Origin of the sequence: uncultured Marinococcus sp. (assembly GCF_947493875.1) — a bacterium.
Classification (GTDB): Bacteria; Bacillota; Bacilli; order Bacillales; family Marinococcaceae; genus Marinococcus.
In genome coordinates, this window is sequence record NZ_CANLSU010000002.1 from 331,486 (window position 1) to 354,060 (window position 22,575).

The window sequence follows — 22,575 nt, forward strand, 5'->3', positions numbered from 1 at the left end:
GAAAAACAAACGAAGGAAGGATGAAAGGAATTGGGCTCAAAACAAAAAAACGAAGACGCAATTATTCCTTTCCTGCAGTCAGGTGAATACTTCTTTCAACGGGGCGTGGTGGCTTATCAGAAAAATCACCTGAAGCGTGCCGTTCTCTTTTTGGAAAGAGCTGTCGAGCTCGAACCTTCCAAGGGATTGTTTCAATGCCAGCTTGCCGCAATATATACAGACATGGAATGGTTTGATCGCTCCAACAACATTCTCGACCGGGTGCTTAAAGAGGTGGAGCCGGAACGCTCCGAATGTTATTTCTTTCTGGCTAACAATTACGCCTTCCAGGGTAATTTTGAAAAAGCAGCGGAAACGGCCGGGTATTATATGAAAATCGCCCCGGAAGGCGACTTTGCAGAAGAAACGAAGGAACTGCTCGAAATGATTAAAGAAAATGAACCAGGTCTTCTGGAGCACCCAGGGGATATGACTATTTATGAACAGGCAGTGGAGCAGGCAGATAGAGGCCGGGTCCAGGAAGCCCGGGAATTGTTTGAAAAACTGCTGAAGCAGGAGCCTGATTACTGGGCGGCTTACCATCAGCTGGCAAAGCTCCACCAGCACAGCGGAGATACCGAGCAGGCGGTGAAGCTGCTCAAAACGGTGCACCAGGAGGGCGCTTACGTGCCGGCGAGCTGCCAGCTCGCCGCATTGTATGAAAGCAAGGGGGAGCATGAGCGTTCGAAGGAAGTAATGAGTGTGCTTACAGCGATCCTTCCGATCGACCGGGAGTCCCTTCACTGGATCAGTGCTGTCTGTACGTACCTTGGCTATTACGAAGATGCCTGCCGTTACGCCCGTCTTTATCATAAACGGTTCGTGATTGAACGCGGATCGGTTGCGTTTTATCATGGAGCGGCGTTATATTTGCTCGGTGAAACGGAGCAGGCGGCCAAATGGTGGAAACAGAACCGTCAGCTCGATCATCCGGAAGTGAAAGAGCTTTACCGGGAATATGAACAGAATATATTAACCGGTCAGAGGGTAAGAGAAATGGTACAGGACGATTTTCAGCAGTAAGCAGAGTACTGGACGCCGAAATGCGGCTGCCATACAATAAGTACAGATGCCATAAGAAAGCGATATTTAAAGTAAGGGGAGTGTCCTTTATGACGGAAGAACGGATTTATGATGTGATTATCGCGGGCGCCGGCCCGGCCGGCATGACCGCGGCGGTGTATGCCTCCCGGGCGGAAATGGACACGCTCATGCTCGAGCGCGGCGTGCCCGGCGGCCAGATGGCCAACACCGAGGACGTGGAAAACTACCCGGGCTTTGACCATATTCTCGGGCCCGACCTGTCGACGAAAATGTTCCAGCACGCCCAGAAGTTCGGGGCGGCGTACGCCTACGGCGACGTCTCCCGCGTCGAGGACGGCAAGGAATACAAAACGGTCTACGCCGGGAACAAGGTGTATAAAACACGCGCGCTGATCATCGCGACCGGCGCGGAGTACAAGCAGCTCGGGGTCGAGGGCGAAAAAGAGCTCGGCGGCCGCGGCGTGTCCTACTGCGCGGTGTGTGACGGTGCCTTTTTCCGCAACAAGGAGATTGTGGTCGTCGGCGGCGGGGATTCCGCCGTCGAGGAAGCGGTGTATCTGACCCGGTTTGCCGATAAGGTGACCGTCATTCACCGCCGCGACGAGCTGCGGGCGCAGAAGATTCTGCAGCAGCGCGCGTTTGTGAACGACAAGATCGACTTTAAGTGGAGCACGGTCGTGAAAACGATCAACGGGGAAAACGGCAAGGTCGGAAGCGTCACGCTGACGGACCTGAAAACCGGCGAGGACTACGACTTCGAAACGAGCGGCGCGTTCATCTACATCGGGCTGCTGCCGCTGAACGGGGCATTTCTCGACCTCGGCATCACGAACGACGAGGGCTATATCGAAACGAACGAGGAAATGGAAACGAAGATTCCGGGCGTATTCGCCGCCGGCGATATCCGGGACAAGTTCCTGCGCCAGATCGTGACGGCGACCGGCGACGGGTCGCTTGCGGCGCAGACGGCGCAGCAGTACGTGGAAGAACTGAAAAACGCGGTCGAAGCATAGGCCCTCCGGCTGAAACGGCGACGCACAGGCGCAGAAAATCATTTCTGCGCCGTTTTTTTAGTGCAAAGAGCAGAAAACGCGGAATACTTTCTTTTGTAAATTGTCTGAACCATCGAAGGATAGTATACTGGAGAAAGGTATATGTGAGGTGGTACACATGCAACGGGTGACAAATTGTTTTTTACAGCAGAACGATCAACTGCTTATGCTCAAGAAACCAAGCTACGATTGGTGGAATGCCCCGGGCGGAAAAATGGAGCCGGGGGAGTCGGTGTATGATTCCGTCCGGCGGGAGTTCCGTGAAGAAACGGGCCTTTCGCTTGAACGTCCGCACCTGCGGGGCATTTTCACCTTTATTACGATGGAGAACGGACTTACAGCGAATGAGTGGATGATGTTTACATTTGAAGCTTTTGGCGCCGGGGGCAGGCTGCTTAATGAGTCTCCGGAGGGCATCCTTGAATGGAAGGAAAAGCAGAAAGTGACGTCTCTTCCCATGGCTGAAGGCGATAAAGCCATTGTCGAGCATATTTTGAATAATAAAGGAACGGTGTATGGTACGTTCCGCTATACGAAGGACCGCCGGCTTTTGGAGAGCCGGTTTGAGCAGTCAACGCCATACTTTATGTAAAAGAGGGATGCGGATTATGGAACAAGAGCGCAAATCGATTCAGGTTGAAATCATTACAGGGATGTCGGGGGCCGGGAAGACGGTGGCCATCCAGTGCTTTGAGGATCTGGGCTATTATTGTGTAGACAATCTGCCTCCTTCGTTGATCCCGACATTTATTGATTTAATTGAAACGACTGAAAACAAAACCGATAAAGTAGCTTTTGTAGTGGATCTTCGGACAAGGGAGTTTTTTGACCATCTGTTTGCTTCCATAGACCAGCTTGATCAGCGCAGAGAGCTCTCAACACATATTTTATTTTTGGACGCAAAGGATCAGGTGCTTGTCAGCCGCTATAAAGAAACAAGGCGGTCGCATCCGCTTGCAAGTGAGGAGACGCCGCTTGAAGGTATTCAGCTTGAGCGGGAGATGCTGCAGGAGCTAAAGGGCCGGGCGCGTCATATTATTGATACGAGCAGCCTGAAACCGAGAGAGCTGAGAGAGCGTATATTAACTGATTATGCTGAAAAAAATCAGTCGGTTTTTAATGTGAATGTCATGTCCTTCGGATTTAAGTACGGAATGCCGATCGATGCGGATTTGGTTTTTGATGTTCGTTTTCTGCCGAACCCTCACTACGTGGAACATTTGGAGCCTAAAACCGGCCTCGAAGAAGAAGTGTCTTCGTACGTGTTAAAATGGACGGATACAAAGGAATTTATTAATAAACTGGTGGATATGCTTGAATTTATGCTTCCGCTGTATAAGCAGGAGGGCAAGTCACAGCTTGTGGTTGCGATTGGATGTACAGGAGGCAAGCACCGTTCCGTAACGCTGGCTGAATATATTGCTTCTTACTTTTCAGGGAAATATGAGACGAATGCCAATCACCGGGACATTGAGGAAGGAAGGAAAAAATAGACGTGGAGGACCCGAAGGTTGTAGTGATGGGCGGTGGCACAGGTATAGGCGTTCTGCTCCGGGGGCTGAAGCAGTTCCCGGCAGACATTACGGCGATTGTGACTGTCGCAGACGACGGAGGAAGCTCCGGGCGCTTACGGAAAGAGTTTAATATTCCACCGCCCGGGGACGTAAGAAACGTACTGGTGGCGCTTGCGGAAGTCGAGCCTTTAATTGAAGAACTGTTCCAGCACCGCTTCACGAGCGGGGAGGGGCTGACCGGTCATTCCCTCGGGAATTTGCTGGTAGCGGGTATGACCTCCATTACCGGAGACTTTGCCAAAGGAATTACAGAGCTCAGTACCGTGTTAAACGTACGCGGCAAGGTTCTGCCGGCCTCCAATCGGAGTATTGAACTGTTTGCAAAAATGAAGGACGGATCCACAGTCTACGGAGAGTCCCTGATCCCTAAAGCCGGCAAGCAGATTGACCAGGTATTTATTCATCCGCCGGATGCTGAAGCACTGCCGGAAACCATTCGCGCCATTGAACAGGCGGATGTCATTGTCATTGGTCCCGGGAGCTTGTTTACAAGCATCATGCCGAATCTGATCGTTCCTGGTATCCGGGATGCCCTTAATCGTTCAGAGGCGCGCAAGGTATATATTTGCAATGTAATGACGCAGCCGGGGGAAACGGACGGCTTTTCGGCAGCCGATCATCTGCATGCCATTGAAAAGCATACAGGAAGCGCTTTTGTGGATACTGTCCTTGTGCATAACGGAGAGATCCCTGCTCCGGTGCTTGCAAACTACGAAAAACAGCAGGCGTTTCCCGTGGAGTGTGATTATGAAAGATTAGAACAGATTGGGTGCCGGGTAGTAACAGATACATTTATGCACTATGACGGCCTTGTTCTTCGTCATAATGCCAAAAAAGTATCTGAAGCCCTGCTTGCCCGTGATTGACAGAAAGGCGGTGAAGATGGATGTCTTCATTTGCGGCTATAACTAAAAAAGAATTAACCCAGATTGAAGTGGAAGATACGAGCGCCAAAGCGGAGCTTGCGGCATTAATCAGGATGAACGGCTCCATTTCATTTGGAAATGGCCAGCTGATTTTAGACGTTTCCACTGAAAATGCTGCCATCGCACGACGGATCTATTCGTTAATCAAGCGTATCTATAAGGATATGGTGATTGAGCTGCTTGTTCGAAAAAAGATGCGTTTAAAAAAGAATAATGTCTATGTAGTCCGGATGGCCGAAGAAACGAAAGAAATGCTGAGTGACCTTGCCATTATGGAAAACGGCTACCAGTTTAACCGTTCGATTGCAAAGGACGTGATTCCGGACACGGACAGCCGCCGGGCGTATTTACGCGGAGCTTTTTTAGCCGGCGGATCGGTTAATCATCCGGAAACGTCCTCGTATCATCTGGAAATTTATTCGATGTATGAAGAGCACAACCGGGCGCTCCGGGAGCTGATGGAAACATTCCGGCTCACATCGAAAAGCCTTGAACGGAAAAAGGGTTACATTCTTTATATTAAAGAAAGCGAAAAAATTACCGAGTTTTTAAATATCATCGGTGCCCACCAGGCTCTGCTGTATTTTGAAGATGTACGGATTATGAAAGATATGCGCAACTCGGTGAACCGCCTGGTGAACTGCGAAACAGCGAACTTAAACAAAACCGTAGGAGCTGCGCTGAGGCAGGTGGAAAACATTCAGCTTGTCCAGGCAGAGGTCGGGCTCGAAAACCTTCCCGAAAAAATCAGGGAAATGGCCATTCTGCGTGTCCAGCACCAGGACGTCACGCTGAAGGAGCTCGGGGAAATGGTGCCGAGCGGCAAGGTAAGTAAATCCGGAGTGAACCACCGGCTGCGCAAGATTGATCAGATTGCCGAGCGCATCCAGGCTGGAAAGCCGCCAATTCCGGAAAAAATTTAATTGCTAAAGGCAGGCGCCTGTGGCAGCAGAGGGTTCTTCTGTTCCTGCAGGCGCCGTATTACAGCAGTCATTAAAGCGCTTGCTTGAAAAACGTTCCAAATTGAATTACGTTATGTGTACATGAAAAGCGGGTACCGGTTGAAGACAGATAGAGAAAGGAAGATAATAACTATGGTCGAAAAAACAGTGGAAGTAAATTTGCGTACAGGGCTTCAGGCCCGGCCGGCAGCATTATTCGTACAGGAGGCAAACCGGTTTCATTCCAATATTTTCCTTGAAAAGGATGATAAAAAGGTAAATGCTAAAAGCATTATGGGCGTTATGAGCCTCGCTGTACGTACCGGCGCCTCCGTAAAGCTTTTAGCTGAAGGAGCGGATGAAGAGGAAGCCGCCGAATCGCTGACGGAATTTATGAAAAAAGAAATGTGAACATAAAAAAGTCAGGATGGCATGACGCCGTCCTGACTTTTTTGTATCCTATTGTCCCATAACCTGGTCAACAAGACCGTATTCTTTTGCCTGTTCTGCGCTCATGAAATTATCACGGTCCGTGTCGCGCTCGATGACTTCAAGCGGCTGGCCGCTGCGGTCTGCAAGGATTTGATTGAGTTTTTCACGCATTTTGATGATGCGGCGGGCGTGAATTTCAATGTCCGTAGCCTGTCCCTGTGTGCCGCCGAGCGGCTGGTGGATCATTACTTCACTGTTTGGAAGGGCATAACGTTTGCCTTCCTGGCCGGCAGTGAGAAGAAAAGCACCCATCGATGCTGCCATGCCGACGCAGATCGTAGAAACCTGGGGTTTAATGTGCTGCATTGTGTCATAAATAGCCATGCCGGCTGTAATGGAGCCGCCCGGACTGTTGATATAAAGAGAAATATCCTTCTCCGGATCGTCGGCTTCAAGGAAAAGAAGCTGGGCTACGATCGAGTTGGCTACGTTGTCATCGATGCCTGAGCCAAGCATAATAATGCGGTCCTTCAGCAAACGCGAATAAATATCGTATGCACGTTCGCCCCGGTTGGTTTGTTCAATAACTGTTGGTATCAAGTTCATGAAAAGCGTCCTCCTTTAATGAAATGTATGCCTACATTCATGGTAGTTGTATGGAAAATAGTTTTTCCTTCCGCGTTGCTGTTATTATCATAACGCTTTGGTCAATTAAGGTCAAATAAAAAGTCTGACCCAATTCCATATGGCTGCACGCCAACTTCCATTCCCTTTATTTTCACAAACATAAACGTCTCGTGCAAATGTTTCACTTCGTTATAAATCGTAATTTAGATGAAAAATCATCTGACAAACAAATAGAATGCCCAAGTCTATTTTTATATAATGACAGTAAGTGAACAAGAAAAAGGGATCGATTCATGAAAGAAAAATATGATATGATGTAAGAAAGCGTTTTCAAAACGGAGGTGGAGATGATGGGTTTAGGGCTTGAATTGCAGCAGAAGCAGGAAATGAGTTTGGTGATGACGCAGGAGTTAAAGCAGGCAATTGCTCTCTTGAAGCTCTCCTCGCAGGAATTATCCGACTATCTGCAGGATGAGGCACTGGAAAACCCTCTAATGGAGTTAACGCTCCCTTCTATAACTGATGGGTCCTCGCTTTCTGCATCCTCCCGGCCCGATGCTCCGGTCCATAATGCGGCATCTGCCGGGGAACAGCTGGACTGGCGTGAGCCGGCGGGAGAAACCCTCGAGGAGGCACTCAGGGAGCAGATTGCCTGCGGCTCTTATAGTGGAACTGAACGGGAAATACTTTTGTTTTTAGCCGGAAGTGTGGACGAGCGCGGGTACTTAGAGGACGTCGAATGGGAGATGGAACGAAAATTCGGCCTGGAAAGAGAAGAAAGCAATCAGTATATTTCGATGCTTCAGCAGCTCGAGCCGGCAGGGGTTGGGGCCAGAAATTTAAAAGAATGTCTTCTGCTGCAGCTTGAACGCTGCCTGGATACAGATCCGTATATTGATCAGGTCGTGGCCGAAGACCTCGAAGCGCTGGGAGCGAAAAAATGGCGCTACCTGCAGCAAAAGTATCAGCTCACTAAAGAGCAGCTCCAGGAAATCTATACATGCCTGCAGAAGCTTTCCCCGTATCCGGGGGAGGCGTACAGGCAGGAGAAAACAATTTCCGTATCTCCGGATGTGCGCGTGGAGGAAATTGACGGAGAATGGGCTGTTACCATTCTGAACGACCGGCTTCCAGAGCTGCAGATGAATGAGAAATACTGGCGCCTTTTAAATCAGGATACCGATGAAGAAGCCAGGCAGTACGCTATGGAAAAATATAAGCAGTTTCTATGGATTGTTAAAAGTGTGGAACAACGCCAGCAGACGCTTCAAAAAGTATCGGAGGTGATCGTCGAAGCGCAGAGCGAGTACCTAAAATACGGCGAAGAAAAGCTTCGTCCTTTGACGCTGCGGGAGGTGGCTGAACAGGCGGATGTGCACGAATCCACCGTTTCAAGGACGACGAGTGGGAAATATATGCAGACGCCTCACGGTCTCATAGAACTGAAGCATTTCTTTTCTTCAAAAATCACCCGCCCGGATGAAGATGCTTCAAGCACTGGAGTAAAAGCTATGATGAAAAAACTGATTAAAGACGAAAATAAAGAAAAGCCTCTTTCAGACCAGAAGCTTGCGGATCTGCTCCAGCGAGAGCAGCAGTGTACGATCTCAAGGCGGGCGGTGGCAAAATACAGAACAGAGCTTCGTATTCCGTCCTCTTCCCAGCGGAAACAGCCGGTGTAGCCAAAATCCTCTCTTCGGAAAAGGGAGGATTTTTATGCATATAATAAGTGGAATCCGGGTAATACAAAAGTATAAGTCAGCATAAAAAACGCGGAGAACATTTGCGTTGATTTTCCAAATATAGATTGCTACAATGAAATTGTGAACAAATCGTTCATTTTTTTATAAAATGAGCGGGACAGAAAATGTCTCTGCGGGACCTTGATTGTCCCGCATGGAACAATAAAGATCAATGATGAGGAGTGGCTTGAAATAAGCTGCTGCCGCAGGTTCGGTGGTGTAGCAGTATGTTACGTGACGTATTGGAGATGCAGAGGAAACTGCAGCCTGATGTACTCGAAACATTAGGGAAAAGGTACCGCATTTTGCAATACATCCGCCTGATGCAGCCGATTGGAAGAAGAACCCTTGCCACTCAGCTATCCACCTCAGAGCGGGTTCTGCGCAGTGAAACTGATTTTTTAAAGCAGCAGGGGCTTATCCTGATTCAAAGCGCAGGGATGCTTTTAACAGAAGAAGGAAATAAACTGCTTGAAGGACTCGAGCATACAGTCAAATATGCTTTTGGGCTCGAGGAGCTGGAGCGGAAGCTGGCAGGTTACTTGTCCGTTCCGAAGGTTATCGTCGTTTCAGGGGACAGCGATGAGCTTCCGGTAGTGAAAAAAGAACTCGGCCGGGCCACGGTACAGCAGATGAAAAACCGTGTCAGCCCCGGGGACGTGATCGCAGTAGCCGGAGGCACTACGCTGGCTTCAGCCGCTGATATGATGGTACCTGACGCAAAGTGGAACAATACCATCTTTGTACCGGCCCGCGGTGGTCTTGGTGAGAAGGTGGAGATCCAGGCCAACACCATCAGCTCTGCGATGGCAATGAAAGCCGAGGCCTCGTACCGGCTGCTTCATGTACCTGACCAGCTGAGCGAGGATACGAGGCGGTCGCTGATGCAGGAGCCCGGAGTGCAGGAAGTGCTTGAGCTGTTAAAATCAGCATCGCTTGTTGTTCACGGCATTGGGGAAGCAAAAACGATGGCCGGGCGGCGGACAACGAGCGCCTCTTTGCGCAGCAGGCTCGAGGAAGAGTCGGCGGTCGCGGAGTCGTTTGGCTATTATGTTAATCAGGACGGAAAAGTGGTGCACCGGGAAAATACGGTGGGCCTGCAGTGGGACGAGCTCCGGCCGGATCAGACAGTGATCACAGTAGCCGGAGGCTCAAGCAAGGCAAAGGCGATTGACGCTTATATGCGCTATCGCCCGAGCAGCATTTTGATCACCGATGAGGGTGCAGCCAAAGCTATGCTGAATCAAAGCAATGCACCGGAGGCAACTGAGTAACAGGCAGAACACCTGCCGCATTATGCTGCAGTAGCTTTCACAATTATTTATATTCCAAGGAGGAAAAATTATTATGGCAACAAAAATTGGTATTAACGGTTTTGGACGTATTGGACGTAACGTTTATCGTGCAGCTTTAAACAACCCGGATGTTGAAGTAGTAGCAGTAAACGACCTGACAGACACTGCTACACTTGCACATCTTTTGAAATACGACTCGGTTCACGGCACGCTTGATGCAGAAATCCAGGCAAGCGGCGACAACCTTACCATCAATGGCCAGAAGCTGACTGTCTTCTCTGAAAAAGATCCTGCAAAGATTGACTGGAAAGGCGTAGAAGCTGAAATCGTTGTTGAATCCACAGGTATCTTTACGCAGCGCGACCAGGCAGCAAAACACCTTGAGGGCGGCGCGAAAAACGTTATCATTTCCGCACCTGCTAAAGGCGTAGACGCAACATTTGTTGTTGGCGTTAACGAAGGCGAATTCAAGCCGGACGAGCACAAAGTCGTTTCCAACGCATCCTGCACAACCAACTGCCTGGCTCCGGTAGCCAAAGTGCTGGACGAAAAATTCGGCATCAAACGCGGTCTGATGAACACAGTCCACTCCTACACGAGTGACCAGCAGATCCAGGACGGCCCGCACAAGGACCTTCGCCGTGCCCGCGCTGGTGCTGAAAACATCATCCCGACAACTACAGGTGCCGCTCAGGCAGTAGCCCTTGTGCTTCCACAGCTCGACGGCAAGCTTACCGGCGGTGCGATGCGTGTTCCTACTCCAAACGTTTCCCTTGTGGACTTCGTGGCAGAGCTAGACAAAAACGTAACAGTAGACGAGTTGAACAACGCATTGAAAGAAGCTTCTGAATCTGACGAACTCAAAGGCATTCTTGGATACAGCGAAGAGCCGCTCGTATCGAAGGACTACAACGGAAGCGCCTATTCTTCCACAGTAGACGCTCTTTCGACACTCGTTATGCAGGACAACATGGTTAAAGTAATCTCCTGGTACGACAACGAATTCGGTTATTCCAGCCGTGTTGTGGACCTCGCAGCAAGCTTTGGCAAAAAACTGTAAATCATTCGTTTAATACTTGAGAAAGGGAGGAGAATATTATTTCTTCCTCCCTTTTTTGGGTGTGGAGGGGGCCAGCACCCGGCCTGTCAAAAATCCGGTATTTCCGTTCAGGCCGCCGCAATAATAAAAATAGACGTTCCAGTTTTTTCTGCGGCGGGTAAAGAACGGAAGTGCAGATTTTTGTTATGATAGATGAGGAAGATAATTTAAGGGAGGTTTGGCAATGGCGTTAAATAAGAAATCCATCCGCGATTTAGATTTGAAGGGCAAAACCGTTTTCTGCCGCGTTGATTTCAACGTACCAATGAAAGACGAAAGCATTACGGATGACGCACGGATTCGTGCAGCTGTACCAACAATTCAATACTTATCCGAACAGGGAGCACGCGTCATTCTCGGAAGCCACCTCGGACGTCCAAAAGGGGAAGCAGTGGAAGAGCTTCGACTCGGTCCGGCCGCCAATCGTCTTGGCGAAATTATGAATGTTGACGTGAAAAAGGTCGACGAAGTATACGGCGAACAGGCGAAGCAGACAGCGGCATCCCTGGAGGACGGAGAAATCATGCTTCTGGAAAACCTTCGATTTGAAGCAGGCGAAGAAAAAAATGATGAAACTCTGGCGAAAAACATAGCATCCCTTGCAGACATTTACGTGAACGATGCATTCGGGGCAGCGCACCGGGCCCACGCGTCCACCGAAGGAGTGGCGCACCATCTCCCTTCCGCAGCCGGACTGCTGATGGAAAAGGAACTCGATGTGCTCGGCCAGGCGCTTGAGGATCCGGATCGTCCGTTTACAGCAATTGTCGGAGGAGCAAAAGTAAAAGATAAAATCGGTGTGATCGATAATCTCCTCGATATCGTGGACAACCTTATTATCGGCGGCGGACTTGCATACACGTTTGTCAAAGCGCAGGGATATGAAATCGGCCAGTCCATGCTCGAAGAAGATAAGCTTGAAATGGCGAGAGAATTCATGCAGAAGGCTAAAGACAAAGGCGTCAACTTTTATATGCCAAAGGATGTTATTGTTTCCGATGATTTCAGCGATGATGCGAACACGCAGACAGTAAAAATTGACAGCATTCCATCCGATTGGGAAGCGTTGGATATTGGACCGGAAACGAGAAAGGAATACGCGAACGTCATTAAGGATTCGAAGCTTGTAATCTGGAACGGACCGGTCGGCGTATTTGAACTAACTACGTTTGAAAAAGGAACGCGCGCAATTGCTGAAGCTATGGCTGAAGCTTCCGGCACGTACACGGTCATTGGCGGCGGCGACTCCGCAGCAGCGGTGGAAAAATTCGGACTTGCAGACAAAATGAGCCATATGTCCACCGGAGGCGGAGCATCGCTTGAATTTATCGAAGGAAAAGTTCTGCCGGGTGTGGCAGCACTGGATGATAAATAAGCAGTATATCTACTATAATCTTAGCGGGGTGAAACAATGAGAAAACCAATCATAGCAGGCAACTGGAAGATGAATAAGCTTCACGGCGAAGCGGTGGATTTTATCGAGCAGGTAGCAGGCAAAGTACCGAATGCAGAAGACGTGGAAACGGTAGTATGTGCACCGGCTCTGTTTCTGAAGGATATGAATGAGGCGGCAGCATCGAGCGACGTGAAGATCGGCGCACAGAATATGCACCAGGAGGACAGCGGCGCGTTCACCGGAGAAATCAGTCCGGCAGCGCTCGCAGACCTGAACATTCCTTACGTTATTATCGGCCACTCCGAACGCCGCGAAATGTTTAACGAAACTGACGAAACGGTCAATCAAAAAGTAAAAGCAGCCCTGAATCACGGGTTAACACCGATCATGTGCTGCGGAGAATCCCTCGAGCAGAAAGAAAACGGCTCTACGGAAACAGTCGTGCGCGAGCAGATTGAAAAAGGCTTTGCCGGACTGAGTGCAGAAGACGCAGGAAAAGTGGTTGTCGCTTACGAGCCGATCTGGGCAATTGGTACAGGCAAATCCTCCACCGCAGAGGATGCAGATGAAACATGCGGTTCAGTAAGAAAAGCACTTGCCGATCAGTACGATCAGGATACGGCAGACAAAGTACGCATCCAATACGGCGGAAGTGTAAAGCCGGAAAACATTGAAACGTACATGGCGAAAGAGCACATTGACGGTGCACTTGTCGGCGGTGCCAGCCTGAAGCCGGATGCCTTCCTGGAGCTTGCAGAGGCGGGGAAAAAATGAGCAGCCAGCCAGTAGCACTGATCATCCTGGACGGGTACGCCTGCCGGGAAGAAACCAAAGGGAACGCAGTAGCAAAGGCAAGCACGCCAAACTTTGACCGCTATTGGAATCAGTATCCACATGAAACACTGACAGCTTTCGGTGAAGCAGTCGGCCTGCCTGAAGGACAAATGGGCAACTCAGAAGTCGGCCATATGAACATCGGTGCCGGCCGGGTCGTCTATCAGAGCCTTTCCTTAATCAATAAGGGCATCAAAGAAGGAACGTTCAAAAACAACCAGGCATTTGAGCATGCTGTGGATCATGTAAAAGAAAACGACAGCGCCCTCCATTTATTCGGCCTGCTGTCTGACGGCGGAGTCCACAGCCATATAGACCACTTAAAAGCACTGCTCGATATGGCCAGCGAAAAAGAAATCGAGCGTGTATATGTTCATGCCTTTTTGGATGGCCGTGACGTTGGCCAGCGTTCCGCTAAACAGTATGTCTCCGAAGTGGAAGACTATATGAAAGAAATCGGTACCGGTGATATTGCCACGGTACAGGGCCGGTACTACGCCATGGACCGTGATAACCGCTGGGAACGTGTGGATAAATCCTACCGGGCTATTACGTATGGGGAAGGACCTTCCTACGAGACAGCTGAAGAAGTAGTAGACGCTTCGTACGAAGAAGAGGTATGGGATGAATTTGTGCTCCCTTCGGTTATCACAAAAGACGGAGAAGCGGTTGGCCGTCTCGAGGACAACGATGCGGTGATCTTCTTCAATTTCCGTCCGGACCGGGCCATTCAGCTTTCGCAGGTATTTACGCAGGATGGCTTCAACGGTCTGGACCGCGGAGACAAATTCCCATCCAATCTGAAATTTGTGAGCATGACGCAGTACAGCGACTCGGTAAACGCTGAAATTGCCTACCCTCCGCAGGATCTGGTCAATACCATGGGAGAAATCGTTTCAGATGCCGGGCTGCACCAGCTTCGCATTGCAGAGACGGAAAAATATCCGCACGTAACCTTTTTCTTCAGTGGCGGACGCGAGGAAGAGTTTAAAGGAGAAACACGGGTGCTGATCGATTCGCCGAAGGTGGCCACGTATGATCTGCAGCCTGAAATGAGCGTATATGAAGTGACCGAGGCGCTTGAAAGCGAGATTCAGTCTGACAAGCATGATTTCATTGTACTGAACTTTGCGAATCCGGACATGGTGGGACACTCCGGTGACCTTGATGCCACGGTTAAAGCAATTGAAGCAGTGGATGAATGTCTCGGGCGGGTGGTGGACCTGCTGCACCATAAAGGCGGACGCGCCATTATTACGGCAGACCACGGAAACTCCGATGAAGTAACAACACCGGATGATAAACCAATGACAGCTCATACGACCAACCCGGTGCCGGTCATTGTTACAGGCGATGAGAATGCGAAGCTCCGCAAGGGCGGCGTGCTCGCAGACCTGTGTCCAACAGCCGTAGAACTGCTTCAGATAGAAAAACCAAAAGAAATGACGGGTCAGTCCCTCATTCAATAACCATTCAGAGGAGTGAATCATTAATGAGTTTAATTGCAGATATTTACGCACGCGAAGTACTCGATTCCCGCGGGAATCCAACAGTAGAAGTAGAAGTATTTACAGAAACAGGCGCCTTCGGACGCGCACTTGTGCCAAGCGGCGCTTCCACCGGTGAATACGAAGCGGTGGAGCTTCGTGACGGCGGCGACCGCTTCATGGGCAAGGGTGTCACTAAAGCAGTCGACAACGTGAATGAAACTATTGCAGAGGAAATTATCGGATTCGATGTAACGGATCAGACAGGCATCGACCAGGCGATGATCGAACTCGATGGCTCAGACAACAAAGGCAGCTTCGGTGCCAATGCCATTCTCGGTGTTTCAATGGCGGTAGCGCGTGCAGCAGCTGATGAGCTCGGCATTACGCTGTATGAATACCTCGGCGGCTTTAACGCAAAAACTCTGCCGGTTCCAATGATGAACATCCTGAACGGCGGCGAGCACGCAGACAACAATGTCGACTTCCAGGAGTTCATGATTATGCCGGTCGGCGCGAGCAACTTCCTTGAAGCTGTCCGTATGGGTGCAGAAATCTTCCACAACCTGAAAAAGGTACTTGGAAGCAAGGGCTATAACACTGGTGTCGGCGACGAAGGCGGCTTTGCCCCGAACCTCGGCTCAAATGAAGAAGCACTTCAAACAATCATCGAAGCTATCGAAAAAGCGGGCTATAAGCCAGGCGAAGAAATTATGCTCGCCATGGACTCTGCTGCTTCTGAAATGTACGAAGACGGAAAATACCACCTTAAAGGTGAAGGCGTTGTGAAAACAGCAGACGAAATGATCGAATTTTATCAGGATATGGTGTCGAAATATCCAATCATCTCCATTGAAGATGGTCTGGACGAAAACGACTGGGAAGGCTTCAAAAAACTTACGGAAGCTCTTGGCGACAAGGTCCAGCTCGTGGGCGACGACCTGTTTGTGACCAACACCAACAAGCTCAAAGAAGGTATTGAAAAAGGCATCGGCAACTCCATTCTGATCAAGGTGAACCAGATCGGTACACTGACTGAAACCTTCGATGCTATTGAAATGGCGAAGCGCGCTGGTTACACAGCCGTTATTTCCCACCGTTCCGGTGAAACAGAGGACACAACTATTGCAGATATTGCAGTAGCGACCAACGCCGGACAGATTAAAACAGGCGCTCCGTCCCGTACGGATCGTGTGGCTAAATACAACCAGCTTCTGCGCATCAATGATGAGCTGGCGGAAACCGCTGTTTATCTGGGCAAAGATGCTTTTTACAACCTGAACAAATAAGTGCTTTTCGACCGTGGCCCAGCATGTGGGCTGCGGTTTTTACAATTGAATAAAACGCTGTTATCAAAGGGTCTGTGCCCTGCGCTGCCGCATGTGCTTGCACTGCACGTTTTGGTGTGTTACATTAATACAAGCGTAATTGGAACGTGGAGGTGTACGGGTGATGATAACGGCGTTGTACGTTGCATTAATAGTCGTTGCGGTCATGCTTATTGCAATTATTTTATTGCAGTCGGGCCGAAGCAGCGGTTTGGCAGGAGCAATATCTGGCGGAGCCGAACAAATGGTTGGCAAACAGAAAGCGAGAGGCATCGAAGCCTTTCTGATTCAGTTTACAGTATTTCTGGCTGTGTTATTTTTTGTTCTTACCATACTCATCGCCTATTTTGTCTGACAGACAGTATAGGAAGCTATCTCAGCAGCGGACGGTTCCATCGTTCGCTGTTTTTTCTGTTACCGGCCCATGTTTGCTTTTCCTGTATTTAGTGAATCAAAGAAGCAGGCGGAAATTTAACGTTTTAGCGGCCAGGGCAGAGATAAATTAAGAATAGGGGAGCAGGAGCATGACGACAGCAGCTGAAAACCAGGCGATTGGATGTTTATGTCTGCATGGATTTACAGGCTCTCCGTGGGAGGTCGAACCGATTGCTGCGGAGCTCCGTGCGTGTACAGACTGGATAGTGGAAACGCCGGTGCTGCCAGGGCATGCTGATGGAAGCTTCAGCATTCAAAGCCGTGTTTCCTATGTCACATGGATTCATGCTGCCGACCGGGCGGCTAAGAAATTGGCGGCTGCATGCAGCACCCTGTACGTGATTGGATTTTCGATGGGCGGCCTGCTTGCCTGTTATGTGGCAGCCCGTTATCAGGTGGACCGGCTCGTGCTTATTGGTATGCCGATGGAATATATTAATCCCGGCCAGTTTTTGAAGGACACACTGCTTGTTGCGGGCGGACGAGTCAGGGGATCTCTGCACCCCTGGTACGGCCTGGCCGCAGAAAAATTAAAAACCCCCGGCTGGGCGCTTCGGGAGTTTCGGCAGGCAGCGCATGTGCTGCGCCCGTTTGTCGGAAAAGTATCCTGTCCGGTGTTTATCGGCCAGGGTGAAAAAGACGGCCTGGTACCGGTCCGGAGTGCTGTGCGTATATATAAAACAGTAAGAAGCCCGGTGAAGCAGTTTGTGCTTTACAAAAATGGCAAGCACTTTCTTTTTCACGGTCCGCACCGGCACGAAATGGTGAACGATGTGCGATTATTTTTAACCTCAACACAAATAAATTCTGAGAACCTTATGCGAACGATCGATTAAACAGAAAAAAGTATAGATAGGAGACGATGAATCATGCGTGTAGTACCCCCTAAATCATTTACCTTTGAAGGAGGAAATCGTGCAGTTCTGCTGCTGCACGGATTCACGGGATCATCTGCGGATGTCCGGATGATGGGACGTTTTTTGGAAAAGAAAGGTTATACTGTACATGCGCCGGTATATAAAGGCCACGGCGTGCCCCCCGAAGAACTGATGGAAACGGATTACCACGACTGGTGGGAGGACGTAAAAGCAGGAATTGAGGAATTAAAGGAAAGAGGCTTTGACCAGATTGCCGTCGGGGGCCTCTCTCTCGGAGGGCTGATGGCTCTTAGGGTGGCTTCTCATTACGACGTTCTTGGTGTTATTCCGATGAGTGCCCCAATGTCGACGTTCAACAACGCAGACAAATTGTATGGCGACGTCATCAATTACGCGAAAGAGTTTAAACGCCTGGAAGGAAAAGACCAGGAGCAGATTGATAAAGAAATTATGGAATTCCGTCAGCTCCCGACGGACACATTGCACTCGGTCAACCGGCTGATCCGGGAAGTGGCAGACGGCCTGGACATGGTTCGCGTCCCGGCGATGATCGTGCAGGGAGAAAAAGATGATATGATTGCAGAAGACAGCGCAAATATCATTTATGAAGAAATTTCTTCGGAGGATAAACAGATTAAATGGTATCCGGATTCCCCGCACGTTATCACCCTTGGGAATGACCGCGATGAACTGAACGAAGATGTTTATCAGTTTTTAGACAGATTAAATTGGTCGAAATAAAAGAGCGTAAAGCTCAAAACGTTTATCAAAACAAAATTGAAAGGAGATGAAAACGTTGGACCAGGAAATAAAACAGACACTGCTGGATTACCTGAAAAACGATTCTGCGGGCCCTGCAACCATTGAGGAGATCCAGGAAACGCTTCAGGCGGATTCGGCGGAAGATATTAAGCGTCTCATGAAGACGCTAAACGAAATGGAGGACAGCGGAGACGTTGTCCGGACGAGAAGCAACCGCTACGGCATACCGGAGAAAATGAACCTGATGCGCGGACGCGTTCAGAGTCATGCCAAAGGCTTTGCCTTTATTATTCCGGAGGAAAAGGAACGCGATGACATCTTTGTGCCGGCCGGTGAAATTAACGGGGCCATGAACAAGGACACCGTGCTTGTTCGCATCTCGGACTCGAGCCAGGGCAGTAAAACCGAAGGCACGATTATCCGAATCATCGAGCGTGGCATTGAAAAGGTCGTGGGCACTTACCAGCGCTACGGTAATTACGGATTTGTGGCGGCAGATGATAAGCACATCCGCGATGACATTTATATTCCACAGGACGCAGAAAACGGCGCAGTGGACGGTCATAAGGTTGTAGTAGAGCTGACTAAATATCCCGATGCGGCTTCAGGGGCTGAAGGGAAAGTCGTCAACATTATCGGGCATAAAAATGACCCGGGCGTGGATATTCTGTCGATCATTCATAAGCACAACCTCCCGGGAGATTTTCCGGAGGAAGCTGTGGAACAGGCCCAGAAGACACCGGATGTGATTGACGAAAGTGAAATTAAACAGCGCCGGGATCTCCGCGATGAAACTATTGTGACTATCGACGGGGCAGACGCAAAGGATCTCGATGACGCCGTTACGGTGACGAAATATAATAACGGCAACTATAAGCTCGGCGTTCATATTGCAGACGTCAGCTATTACGTGGACGAAGGGACACCTATCGACGTGGAGGCCGGAGAACGGGCTACAAGCGTATATTTGGTGGACCGGGTAATCCCGATGATTCCACACCGTTTGTCAAACGGCATCTGCAGCCTGAATCCGCAGGTGGACCGGCTGACGCTCTCGTGTGAAATGGAAGTGACGCCGCAGGGCGAAATCGTCAATCATGAAATCTTTGAAAGCGTGATCCGCACAGCTGCCCGTATGACGTACAACGACGTCCGCCTGATTCTTGAAGAAAAGAACCAGGCAAAACGGGAGGAATACAGCGAACTCGTGCCAATGTTTGAACGCATGGAAGAACTGGCAGCCATTCTGCGCGAAAAGCGGTTTGGAAGAGGCGCGATCGATTTTGATTTCAAGGAAGCACAGGTGCTCGTGGATGAAACGACTGCCCCGACAGACGTGGTGCTGCGTGAGCGCTCGGTTGCTGAAAAGCTGATTGAAGAGTTTATGCTGGCCGCCAATGAAACGGTAGCCGAGCATTTTCACTGGATGAAGGTGCCGTTTGTCTACCGGATTCACGAAGACCCGGCCGAAGACAAGCTGCAGTCATTTGTGGAGTTTGTTACGAACTTTGGCTATGCTGTCAAAGGAACGGCAAATACGGTTCATCCCCGAGCCCTTCAGGAGGTGCTTGACGCTGTCAAGGGAGAACCGGAACAGGCTGTGATCAGTACAGTGATGCTGCGCTCGATGCAGCAGGCGAAGTATGATCCTGAAAACGCCGGCCACTTTGGCCTGGCTGCAGACTTCTACACCCACTTTACGTCGCCAATCCGCCGGTATCCGGACCTGATTGTTCACCGTCTGATCCGGACGTACCTGGTAAATAAACGGATGGACGACAAAACACAGCAGAAATGGAAAAATGAACTGCCGGAAATCACCCAGCATTCTTCGGAGATGGAACGCCGGGCCATTGATGCTGAGCGGGAAGTTGACAGCATGAAGAAGGCTCAGTACATGAAGGATAAAATCGGGGAAGAGTTTACCGGCTTCGTAAGCGGAGCTGCGAACTTCGGACTCTTTGTGGAGCTTGAAAACACCATTGAAGGTATGGTTCATATCAGCTACCTGACGGATGATTATTACCATTATGATCCGAAGCAGTATGCACTGATAGGCGAGCGTACCGCCAACATGTACCGTATCGGTGATCAGGTGGAGGTACGTGTTCTGAATGTAAATCTTGACGAAGCGGCGATCGACTTTGAAATTGTCGGCATGAAACGTCCGGCGAAAGCAAGGCGCAAAGAGTCTGCAAAGGTTGTTCAGGGTGACAAGGGCAAGCGTCCCGGCAAAAAAGAAGGCCAGGGAGAAAAGAAGGACGGCAATAAAAAAGACGGCGGACGTAAAAAAGGTAAATCCGGTAACAAAAAGCCGTTCTACTCGAAAGTCTCAAAAAACAATAAAAAGAAATAATGCGGGCTCAGAAAGCCCGGGGCAATAGGACGCGCCCGGGCTCCCATGGTAAAATAAAGACAGAAGGCAGGTGAATGGAGATGGCAGTAAAAACGGAAAACCGTGTGCTGGCGCAAAACCGGAAGGCCCGTCATGACTATACCATCGAGGACACCTTTGAAGCCGGTATTGAACTGCGGGGCACAGAAATAAAGTCGATCCGGGCCGGCAGGATGAATCTGAAGGACAGCTTCGGAAAAATAGATAATAACGAGCTGTTTCTGCATAATGCCCACATCAGCCCATATGAACAGGGAAACCAGTTCAACCACGAGCCCCTGCGTACGAGAAAGCTTCTGCTGCACCGCCGGGAGATCAATAAGCTTATTGGTAAAAGCATGCAGTCCGGGTACTCCATTATTCCATTGAAGGTTTATATTAAAAACGGTAAAGCGAAGGTGCTGATCGGCCTTGCCAAGGGTAAGAAAAAATACGACAAACGCCAGGCGCTCAAGGAACAGGATGCCAAACGTGAAATGGACAAAGCAATCAACCGCAGCATGAAAGGCATGAGCGACTAGATTGACACGTTCCGGGCCTCCCGTTATAATATGGTATGTCGCTCATAAACCTATGGGCACATGCTTATCCTTCACATGGGGACGTTACGGCTTCGACAGGGATAGGTTGAGCTTTAGCTGCGAGCCGAGAGGCAGCTCGTAAAAATGCCACGCCAATAATAACTGGCAAAAACAACGAAAACCTCGCAGTAGCAGCGTAACAACTGCTTTTTGCGGATCCCGCATTCCATCGCCCGCGTGGAATGATTTGGGGTCTCACTCTTAGTGGGCTACGCAGTTCGCCCTCCGTCTGAGGGCGGCTGAAGAGACTAATCAGACTAGCCGTACAAAAGCCTGTTGCTAGGCTGATGTACTGGCGAATGATAATATAGCGACTACGCTCGTAGATGCTAAAGTGGCAATATCTCTGGACGTGGGTTCGAATCCCACCGTCTCCACCATACATACAGGAGACAACAGGTGCTTACGGCTTACCAGCCGTGAGCACCTTTTTTTGTTTGCGAAGCAGGAAAAACTGTGCAGCTTCTCCGCCGGGAGAAGGTTTTGCATTGACACAACAATTGAAGAATGGTTAAAATGTTGCATAAGGGAAAAAATCGTGAAGATAATCAGATTACGAAGGGGGCAGTGTATGGAACCAAACGTCATTTACGCATTTCTGTTAACACTTGGAGCCGGGCTTGCCACAGGAATCGGAAGTATACTGGCTTTTTTCACTTCGACGACAAATACCCGGTTTTTGGCTTTTTCGCTCGGCTTCTCCGGAGGCGTGATGATTTATGTTTCCATGGTGGAAATATTTTTTAAGGCACAGGAGTCGCTGGTTGGGGCGCTCGGAGAAGTCGGCGGCCAGTGGGTGACCGTCGGGGGATTTTTTGGAGGGATGATTTTTATTGCCGCCATTGACCGGCTTGTTCCCAAAAAAGGAAATCCGCATGAAGTGAAGCGGGTGGAGGATATGCATATGTCAAAGGAAGAGCTTGAACGCCAGGGTCTTATGAAAATGGGGACCTTCACAGCTCTTGCGATTGCTATACATAACTTCCCTGAGGGAATCGCTACGTTCACCTCTGCCCTGAATGACCCGGGCCTTGGACTTGCCATTGCTCTTGCCATCGCGATACACAACATTCCGGAAGGGGTAGCTGTTTCGGTGCCGATTTATTTTGCGACGGGAAGCAAACGTAAAGCCTTCCGGCTCTCGTTTTTATCAGGGCTGTCAGAGCCGGCAGGTGCCATTTTAGCGTTTCTTATATTGATGCCGTTTTTGACGGATACGCTCTTTGGCATTATTTTCGCCGGTGTGGCTGGTATTATGGTCTTTATTTCGCTGGATGAACTGCTTCCGGCGGCAAAAAAATACGACGAGACCCATGTATCCATTTACGGTGTAGTGAGTGGAATGGCCGTAATGGCGCTCAGTCTGCTGCTGTTTATTTAAACATCCAAGAAGGCAGCCACCGCTGCCTTCTGCTTTTTTGATTGACACATATTTTTTCTTTTTGTATATTATTATTTGCCGTAAACGTTCGCTAGTGTAGCTCAGCTGGTAGAGCAGTTGCCTCGTAAGCATCAGGTCGCAGGTTCAAATCCTGTCACTAGCACCATTCATATCATTACAGCGCCCATACAGATGGGTGCTTTTTTTGTTTTAAACCGGCCTGAAAAGAGAAAAGACCAGGAAGGAAATATTTTGGCCTCTTTTTGATGAAAAGATGGGCAACTGGAAAAGAAAATGATACGTTGATAGAAGATAAAGTCGAAAGGG

Annotated in this window: 21 protein-coding genes, 1 tRNA gene and 1 other RNA gene; 22 read left to right on the top strand and 1 reads right to left on the bottom strand. The window is 49.7% G+C overall.

The annotated features are described in order from the left end of the window. The first annotated feature begins 30 nt into the window (after window positions 1–30). From Q0757_RS04520 to Q0757_RS04550, 7 genes are all read left to right on the top strand, one after another. The gene (locus Q0757_RS04520; protein WP_298785184.1) at window positions 31–1,062 is read left to right on the top strand and encodes a tetratricopeptide repeat protein; all 1,032 of its coding nucleotides are present in this window, start codon (window positions 31–33) and stop codon (window positions 1,060–1,062) included. Window positions 1,063–1,151: 89 nt separating this feature from the next. Further along, window positions 1,152–2,096 (top strand): thioredoxin-disulfide reductase, encoded by a 945-nt coding sequence (trxB, locus tag Q0757_RS04525; RefSeq protein WP_298785185.1) that lies wholly within the window; start codon window positions 1,152–1,154, stop codon window positions 2,094–2,096. A gap of 157 nt (window positions 2,097–2,253) precedes the next feature. Further along, on the top strand, window positions 2,254–2,727 hold the full coding sequence (locus tag Q0757_RS04530; protein WP_298785186.1) for an 8-oxo-dGTP diphosphatase: 474 nt from the start codon (window positions 2,254–2,256) through the stop codon (window positions 2,725–2,727). Between the two features lie 16 nt (window positions 2,728–2,743). Beyond that, the gene (rapZ, locus tag Q0757_RS04535; RefSeq protein WP_298785187.1) at window positions 2,744–3,628 is read left to right on the top strand and encodes an RNase adapter RapZ; all 885 of its coding nucleotides are present in this window, start codon (window positions 2,744–2,746) and stop codon (window positions 3,626–3,628) included. A 2-nt stretch (window positions 3,629–3,630) separates the two neighbouring features. Beyond that, a complete protein-coding gene (locus tag Q0757_RS04540; protein ID WP_298785188.1) occupies window positions 3,631–4,575 on the top strand; it encodes a YvcK family protein in 945 nt (314 codons plus the stop codon). A 20-nt stretch (window positions 4,576–4,595) separates the two neighbouring features. Next, entirely contained in the window at window positions 4,596–5,558 is a 963-nt protein-coding gene (whiA, locus tag Q0757_RS04545) for a DNA-binding protein WhiA (RefSeq protein ID WP_298785190.1), read from the top strand. Between the two features lie 171 nt (window positions 5,559–5,729). Continuing rightward, entirely contained in the window at window positions 5,730–5,987 is a 258-nt protein-coding gene (locus Q0757_RS04550) for an HPr family phosphocarrier protein (RefSeq protein WP_298785191.1), read from the top strand. A gap of 48 nt (window positions 5,988–6,035) precedes the next feature. Here the strand turns inward: Q0757_RS04550 and clpP are convergent, their stop codons facing one another. Beyond that, a complete protein-coding gene (gene clpP / locus Q0757_RS04555) occupies window positions 6,036–6,614 on the bottom strand; it encodes an ATP-dependent Clp endopeptidase proteolytic subunit ClpP (RefSeq protein ID WP_298785192.1) in 579 nt (192 codons plus the stop codon). Between the two features lie 368 nt (window positions 6,615–6,982). Here clpP and rpoN point away from each other — a divergent pair, with 368 nt between their 5' ends. The 15 genes from rpoN to Q0757_RS04630 all read left to right on the top strand — a co-directional run bounded on the left by rpoN (window position 6,983) and on the right by Q0757_RS04630 (window position 22,414). After that, complete coding sequence (rpoN, locus tag Q0757_RS04560) at window positions 6,983–8,317, top strand: RNA polymerase factor sigma-54 (RefSeq protein ID WP_298785193.1); 1,335 nt, start codon at window positions 6,983–6,985, stop codon at window positions 8,315–8,317. A gap of 287 nt (window positions 8,318–8,604) precedes the next feature. Beyond that, on the top strand, window positions 8,605–9,651 hold the full coding sequence (locus tag Q0757_RS04565) for a sugar-binding transcriptional regulator (RefSeq protein WP_298785194.1): 1,047 nt from the start codon (window positions 8,605–8,607) through the stop codon (window positions 9,649–9,651). A 73-nt stretch (window positions 9,652–9,724) separates the two neighbouring features. Further along, window positions 9,725–10,732 (top strand): type I glyceraldehyde-3-phosphate dehydrogenase, encoded by a 1,008-nt coding sequence (gene gap / locus Q0757_RS04570; RefSeq protein WP_298785195.1) that lies wholly within the window; start codon window positions 9,725–9,727, stop codon window positions 10,730–10,732. 223 nt (window positions 10,733–10,955) lie between these two features. Continuing rightward, window positions 10,956–12,146: a phosphoglycerate kinase gene (locus Q0757_RS04575; RefSeq protein WP_298785196.1), complete on the top strand. Its 1,191-nt coding sequence runs from the start codon at window positions 10,956–10,958 to the stop codon at window positions 12,144–12,146. 36 nt (window positions 12,147–12,182) lie between these two features. After that, a complete protein-coding gene (gene tpiA, locus Q0757_RS04580) occupies window positions 12,183–12,941 on the top strand; it encodes a triose-phosphate isomerase (RefSeq protein WP_298785197.1) in 759 nt (252 codons plus the stop codon). Then, complete coding sequence (gene gpmI, locus Q0757_RS04585) at window positions 12,938–14,470, top strand: 2,3-bisphosphoglycerate-independent phosphoglycerate mutase (protein ID WP_298785198.1); 1,533 nt, start codon at window positions 12,938–12,940, stop codon at window positions 14,468–14,470. The genes tpiA and gpmI overlap by 4 nt, the downstream gene beginning before the upstream one ends. Before the next feature lie 23 nt (window positions 14,471–14,493). After that, a complete protein-coding gene (gene eno / locus Q0757_RS04590) occupies window positions 14,494–15,777 on the top strand; it encodes a phosphopyruvate hydratase (RefSeq protein WP_298785199.1) in 1,284 nt (427 codons plus the stop codon). Between the two features lie 163 nt (window positions 15,778–15,940). Further along, window positions 15,941–16,171, top strand: a complete 231-nt coding sequence (gene secG, locus Q0757_RS04595) for a preprotein translocase subunit SecG (RefSeq protein WP_298785389.1) — start codon at window positions 15,941–15,943, stop codon at window positions 16,169–16,171. A gap of 169 nt (window positions 16,172–16,340) precedes the next feature. Continuing rightward, complete coding sequence (locus Q0757_RS04600; protein ID WP_298785200.1) at window positions 16,341–17,087, top strand: carboxylesterase; 747 nt, start codon at window positions 16,341–16,343, stop codon at window positions 17,085–17,087. Between the two features lie 30 nt (window positions 17,088–17,117). Then, window positions 17,118–17,870, top strand: coding sequence for a carboxylesterase (locus Q0757_RS04605; protein WP_298785390.1), 753 nt, complete (start codon window positions 17,118–17,120; stop codon window positions 17,868–17,870). A 46-nt stretch (window positions 17,871–17,916) separates the two neighbouring features. Next, window positions 17,917–20,247, top strand: coding sequence for a ribonuclease R (gene rnr / locus Q0757_RS04610; RefSeq protein WP_298785201.1), 2,331 nt, complete (start codon window positions 17,917–17,919; stop codon window positions 20,245–20,247). Between the two features lie 80 nt (window positions 20,248–20,327). Next, window positions 20,328–20,807, top strand: a complete 480-nt coding sequence (gene smpB, locus Q0757_RS04615; RefSeq protein WP_091616658.1) for an SsrA-binding protein SmpB — start codon at window positions 20,328–20,330, stop codon at window positions 20,805–20,807. A 77-nt stretch (window positions 20,808–20,884) separates the two neighbouring features. After that, window positions 20,885–21,247, top strand: a transfer-messenger RNA (tmRNA) gene (gene ssrA / locus Q0757_RS04620). A gap of 191 nt (window positions 21,248–21,438) precedes the next feature. Next, complete coding sequence (zupT, locus tag Q0757_RS04625) at window positions 21,439–22,248, top strand: zinc transporter ZupT (RefSeq protein WP_298785202.1); 810 nt, start codon at window positions 21,439–21,441, stop codon at window positions 22,246–22,248. Between the two features lie 90 nt (window positions 22,249–22,338). Then, window positions 22,339–22,414 (top strand) — tRNA-Thr (locus Q0757_RS04630). Window positions 22,415–22,575 lie beyond the last annotated feature (161 nt).

What these genes read in the sequence shown, in the direction of transcription:
- trxB (WP_298785185.1), top strand. Translation starts at nt 1,152, where the DNA reads ATGACGGAAGAACGGATTTATGATGTGATTATCGCGGGCGCCGGCCCG.
- Q0757_RS04530 (WP_298785186.1), top strand. Translation starts at nt 2,254, where the DNA reads ATGCAACGGGTGACAAATTGTTTTTTACAGCAGAACGATCAACTGCTT.
- rapZ (WP_298785187.1), top strand. Translation starts at nt 2,744, where the DNA reads ATGGAACAAGAGCGCAAATCGATTCAGGTTGAAATCATTACAGGGATG.
- whiA (WP_298785190.1), top strand. Translation starts at nt 4,596, where the DNA reads ATGTCTTCATTTGCGGCTATAACTAAAAAAGAATTAACCCAGATTGAA.
- Q0757_RS04550 (WP_298785191.1), top strand. Translation starts at nt 5,730, where the DNA reads ATGGTCGAAAAAACAGTGGAAGTAAATTTGCGTACAGGGCTTCAGGCC.
- clpP (WP_298785192.1), bottom strand. Translation starts at nt 6,614, where the DNA reads ATGAACTTGATACCAACAGTTATTGAACAAACCAACCGGGGCGAACGT.
- rpoN (WP_298785193.1), top strand. Translation starts at nt 6,983, where the DNA reads ATGATGGGTTTAGGGCTTGAATTGCAGCAGAAGCAGGAAATGAGTTTG.
- Q0757_RS04565 (WP_298785194.1), top strand. Translation starts at nt 8,605, where the DNA reads ATGTTACGTGACGTATTGGAGATGCAGAGGAAACTGCAGCCTGATGTA.
- gap (WP_298785195.1), top strand. Translation starts at nt 9,725, where the DNA reads ATGGCAACAAAAATTGGTATTAACGGTTTTGGACGTATTGGACGTAAC.
- Q0757_RS04575 (WP_298785196.1), top strand. Translation starts at nt 10,956, where the DNA reads ATGGCGTTAAATAAGAAATCCATCCGCGATTTAGATTTGAAGGGCAAA.
- tpiA (WP_298785197.1), top strand. Translation starts at nt 12,183, where the DNA reads ATGAGAAAACCAATCATAGCAGGCAACTGGAAGATGAATAAGCTTCAC.
- gpmI (WP_298785198.1), top strand. Translation starts at nt 12,938, where the DNA reads ATGAGCAGCCAGCCAGTAGCACTGATCATCCTGGACGGGTACGCCTGC.
- eno (WP_298785199.1), top strand. Translation starts at nt 14,494, where the DNA reads ATGAGTTTAATTGCAGATATTTACGCACGCGAAGTACTCGATTCCCGC.
- secG (WP_298785389.1), top strand. Translation starts at nt 15,941, where the DNA reads ATGATAACGGCGTTGTACGTTGCATTAATAGTCGTTGCGGTCATGCTT.
- Q0757_RS04600 (WP_298785200.1), top strand. Translation starts at nt 16,341, where the DNA reads ATGACGACAGCAGCTGAAAACCAGGCGATTGGATGTTTATGTCTGCAT.
- rnr (WP_298785201.1), top strand. Translation starts at nt 17,917, where the DNA reads ATGAAAACGTTGGACCAGGAAATAAAACAGACACTGCTGGATTACCTG.
- smpB (WP_091616658.1), top strand. Translation starts at nt 20,328, where the DNA reads ATGGCAGTAAAAACGGAAAACCGTGTGCTGGCGCAAAACCGGAAGGCC.
- zupT (WP_298785202.1), top strand. Translation starts at nt 21,439, where the DNA reads ATGGAACCAAACGTCATTTACGCATTTCTGTTAACACTTGGAGCCGGG.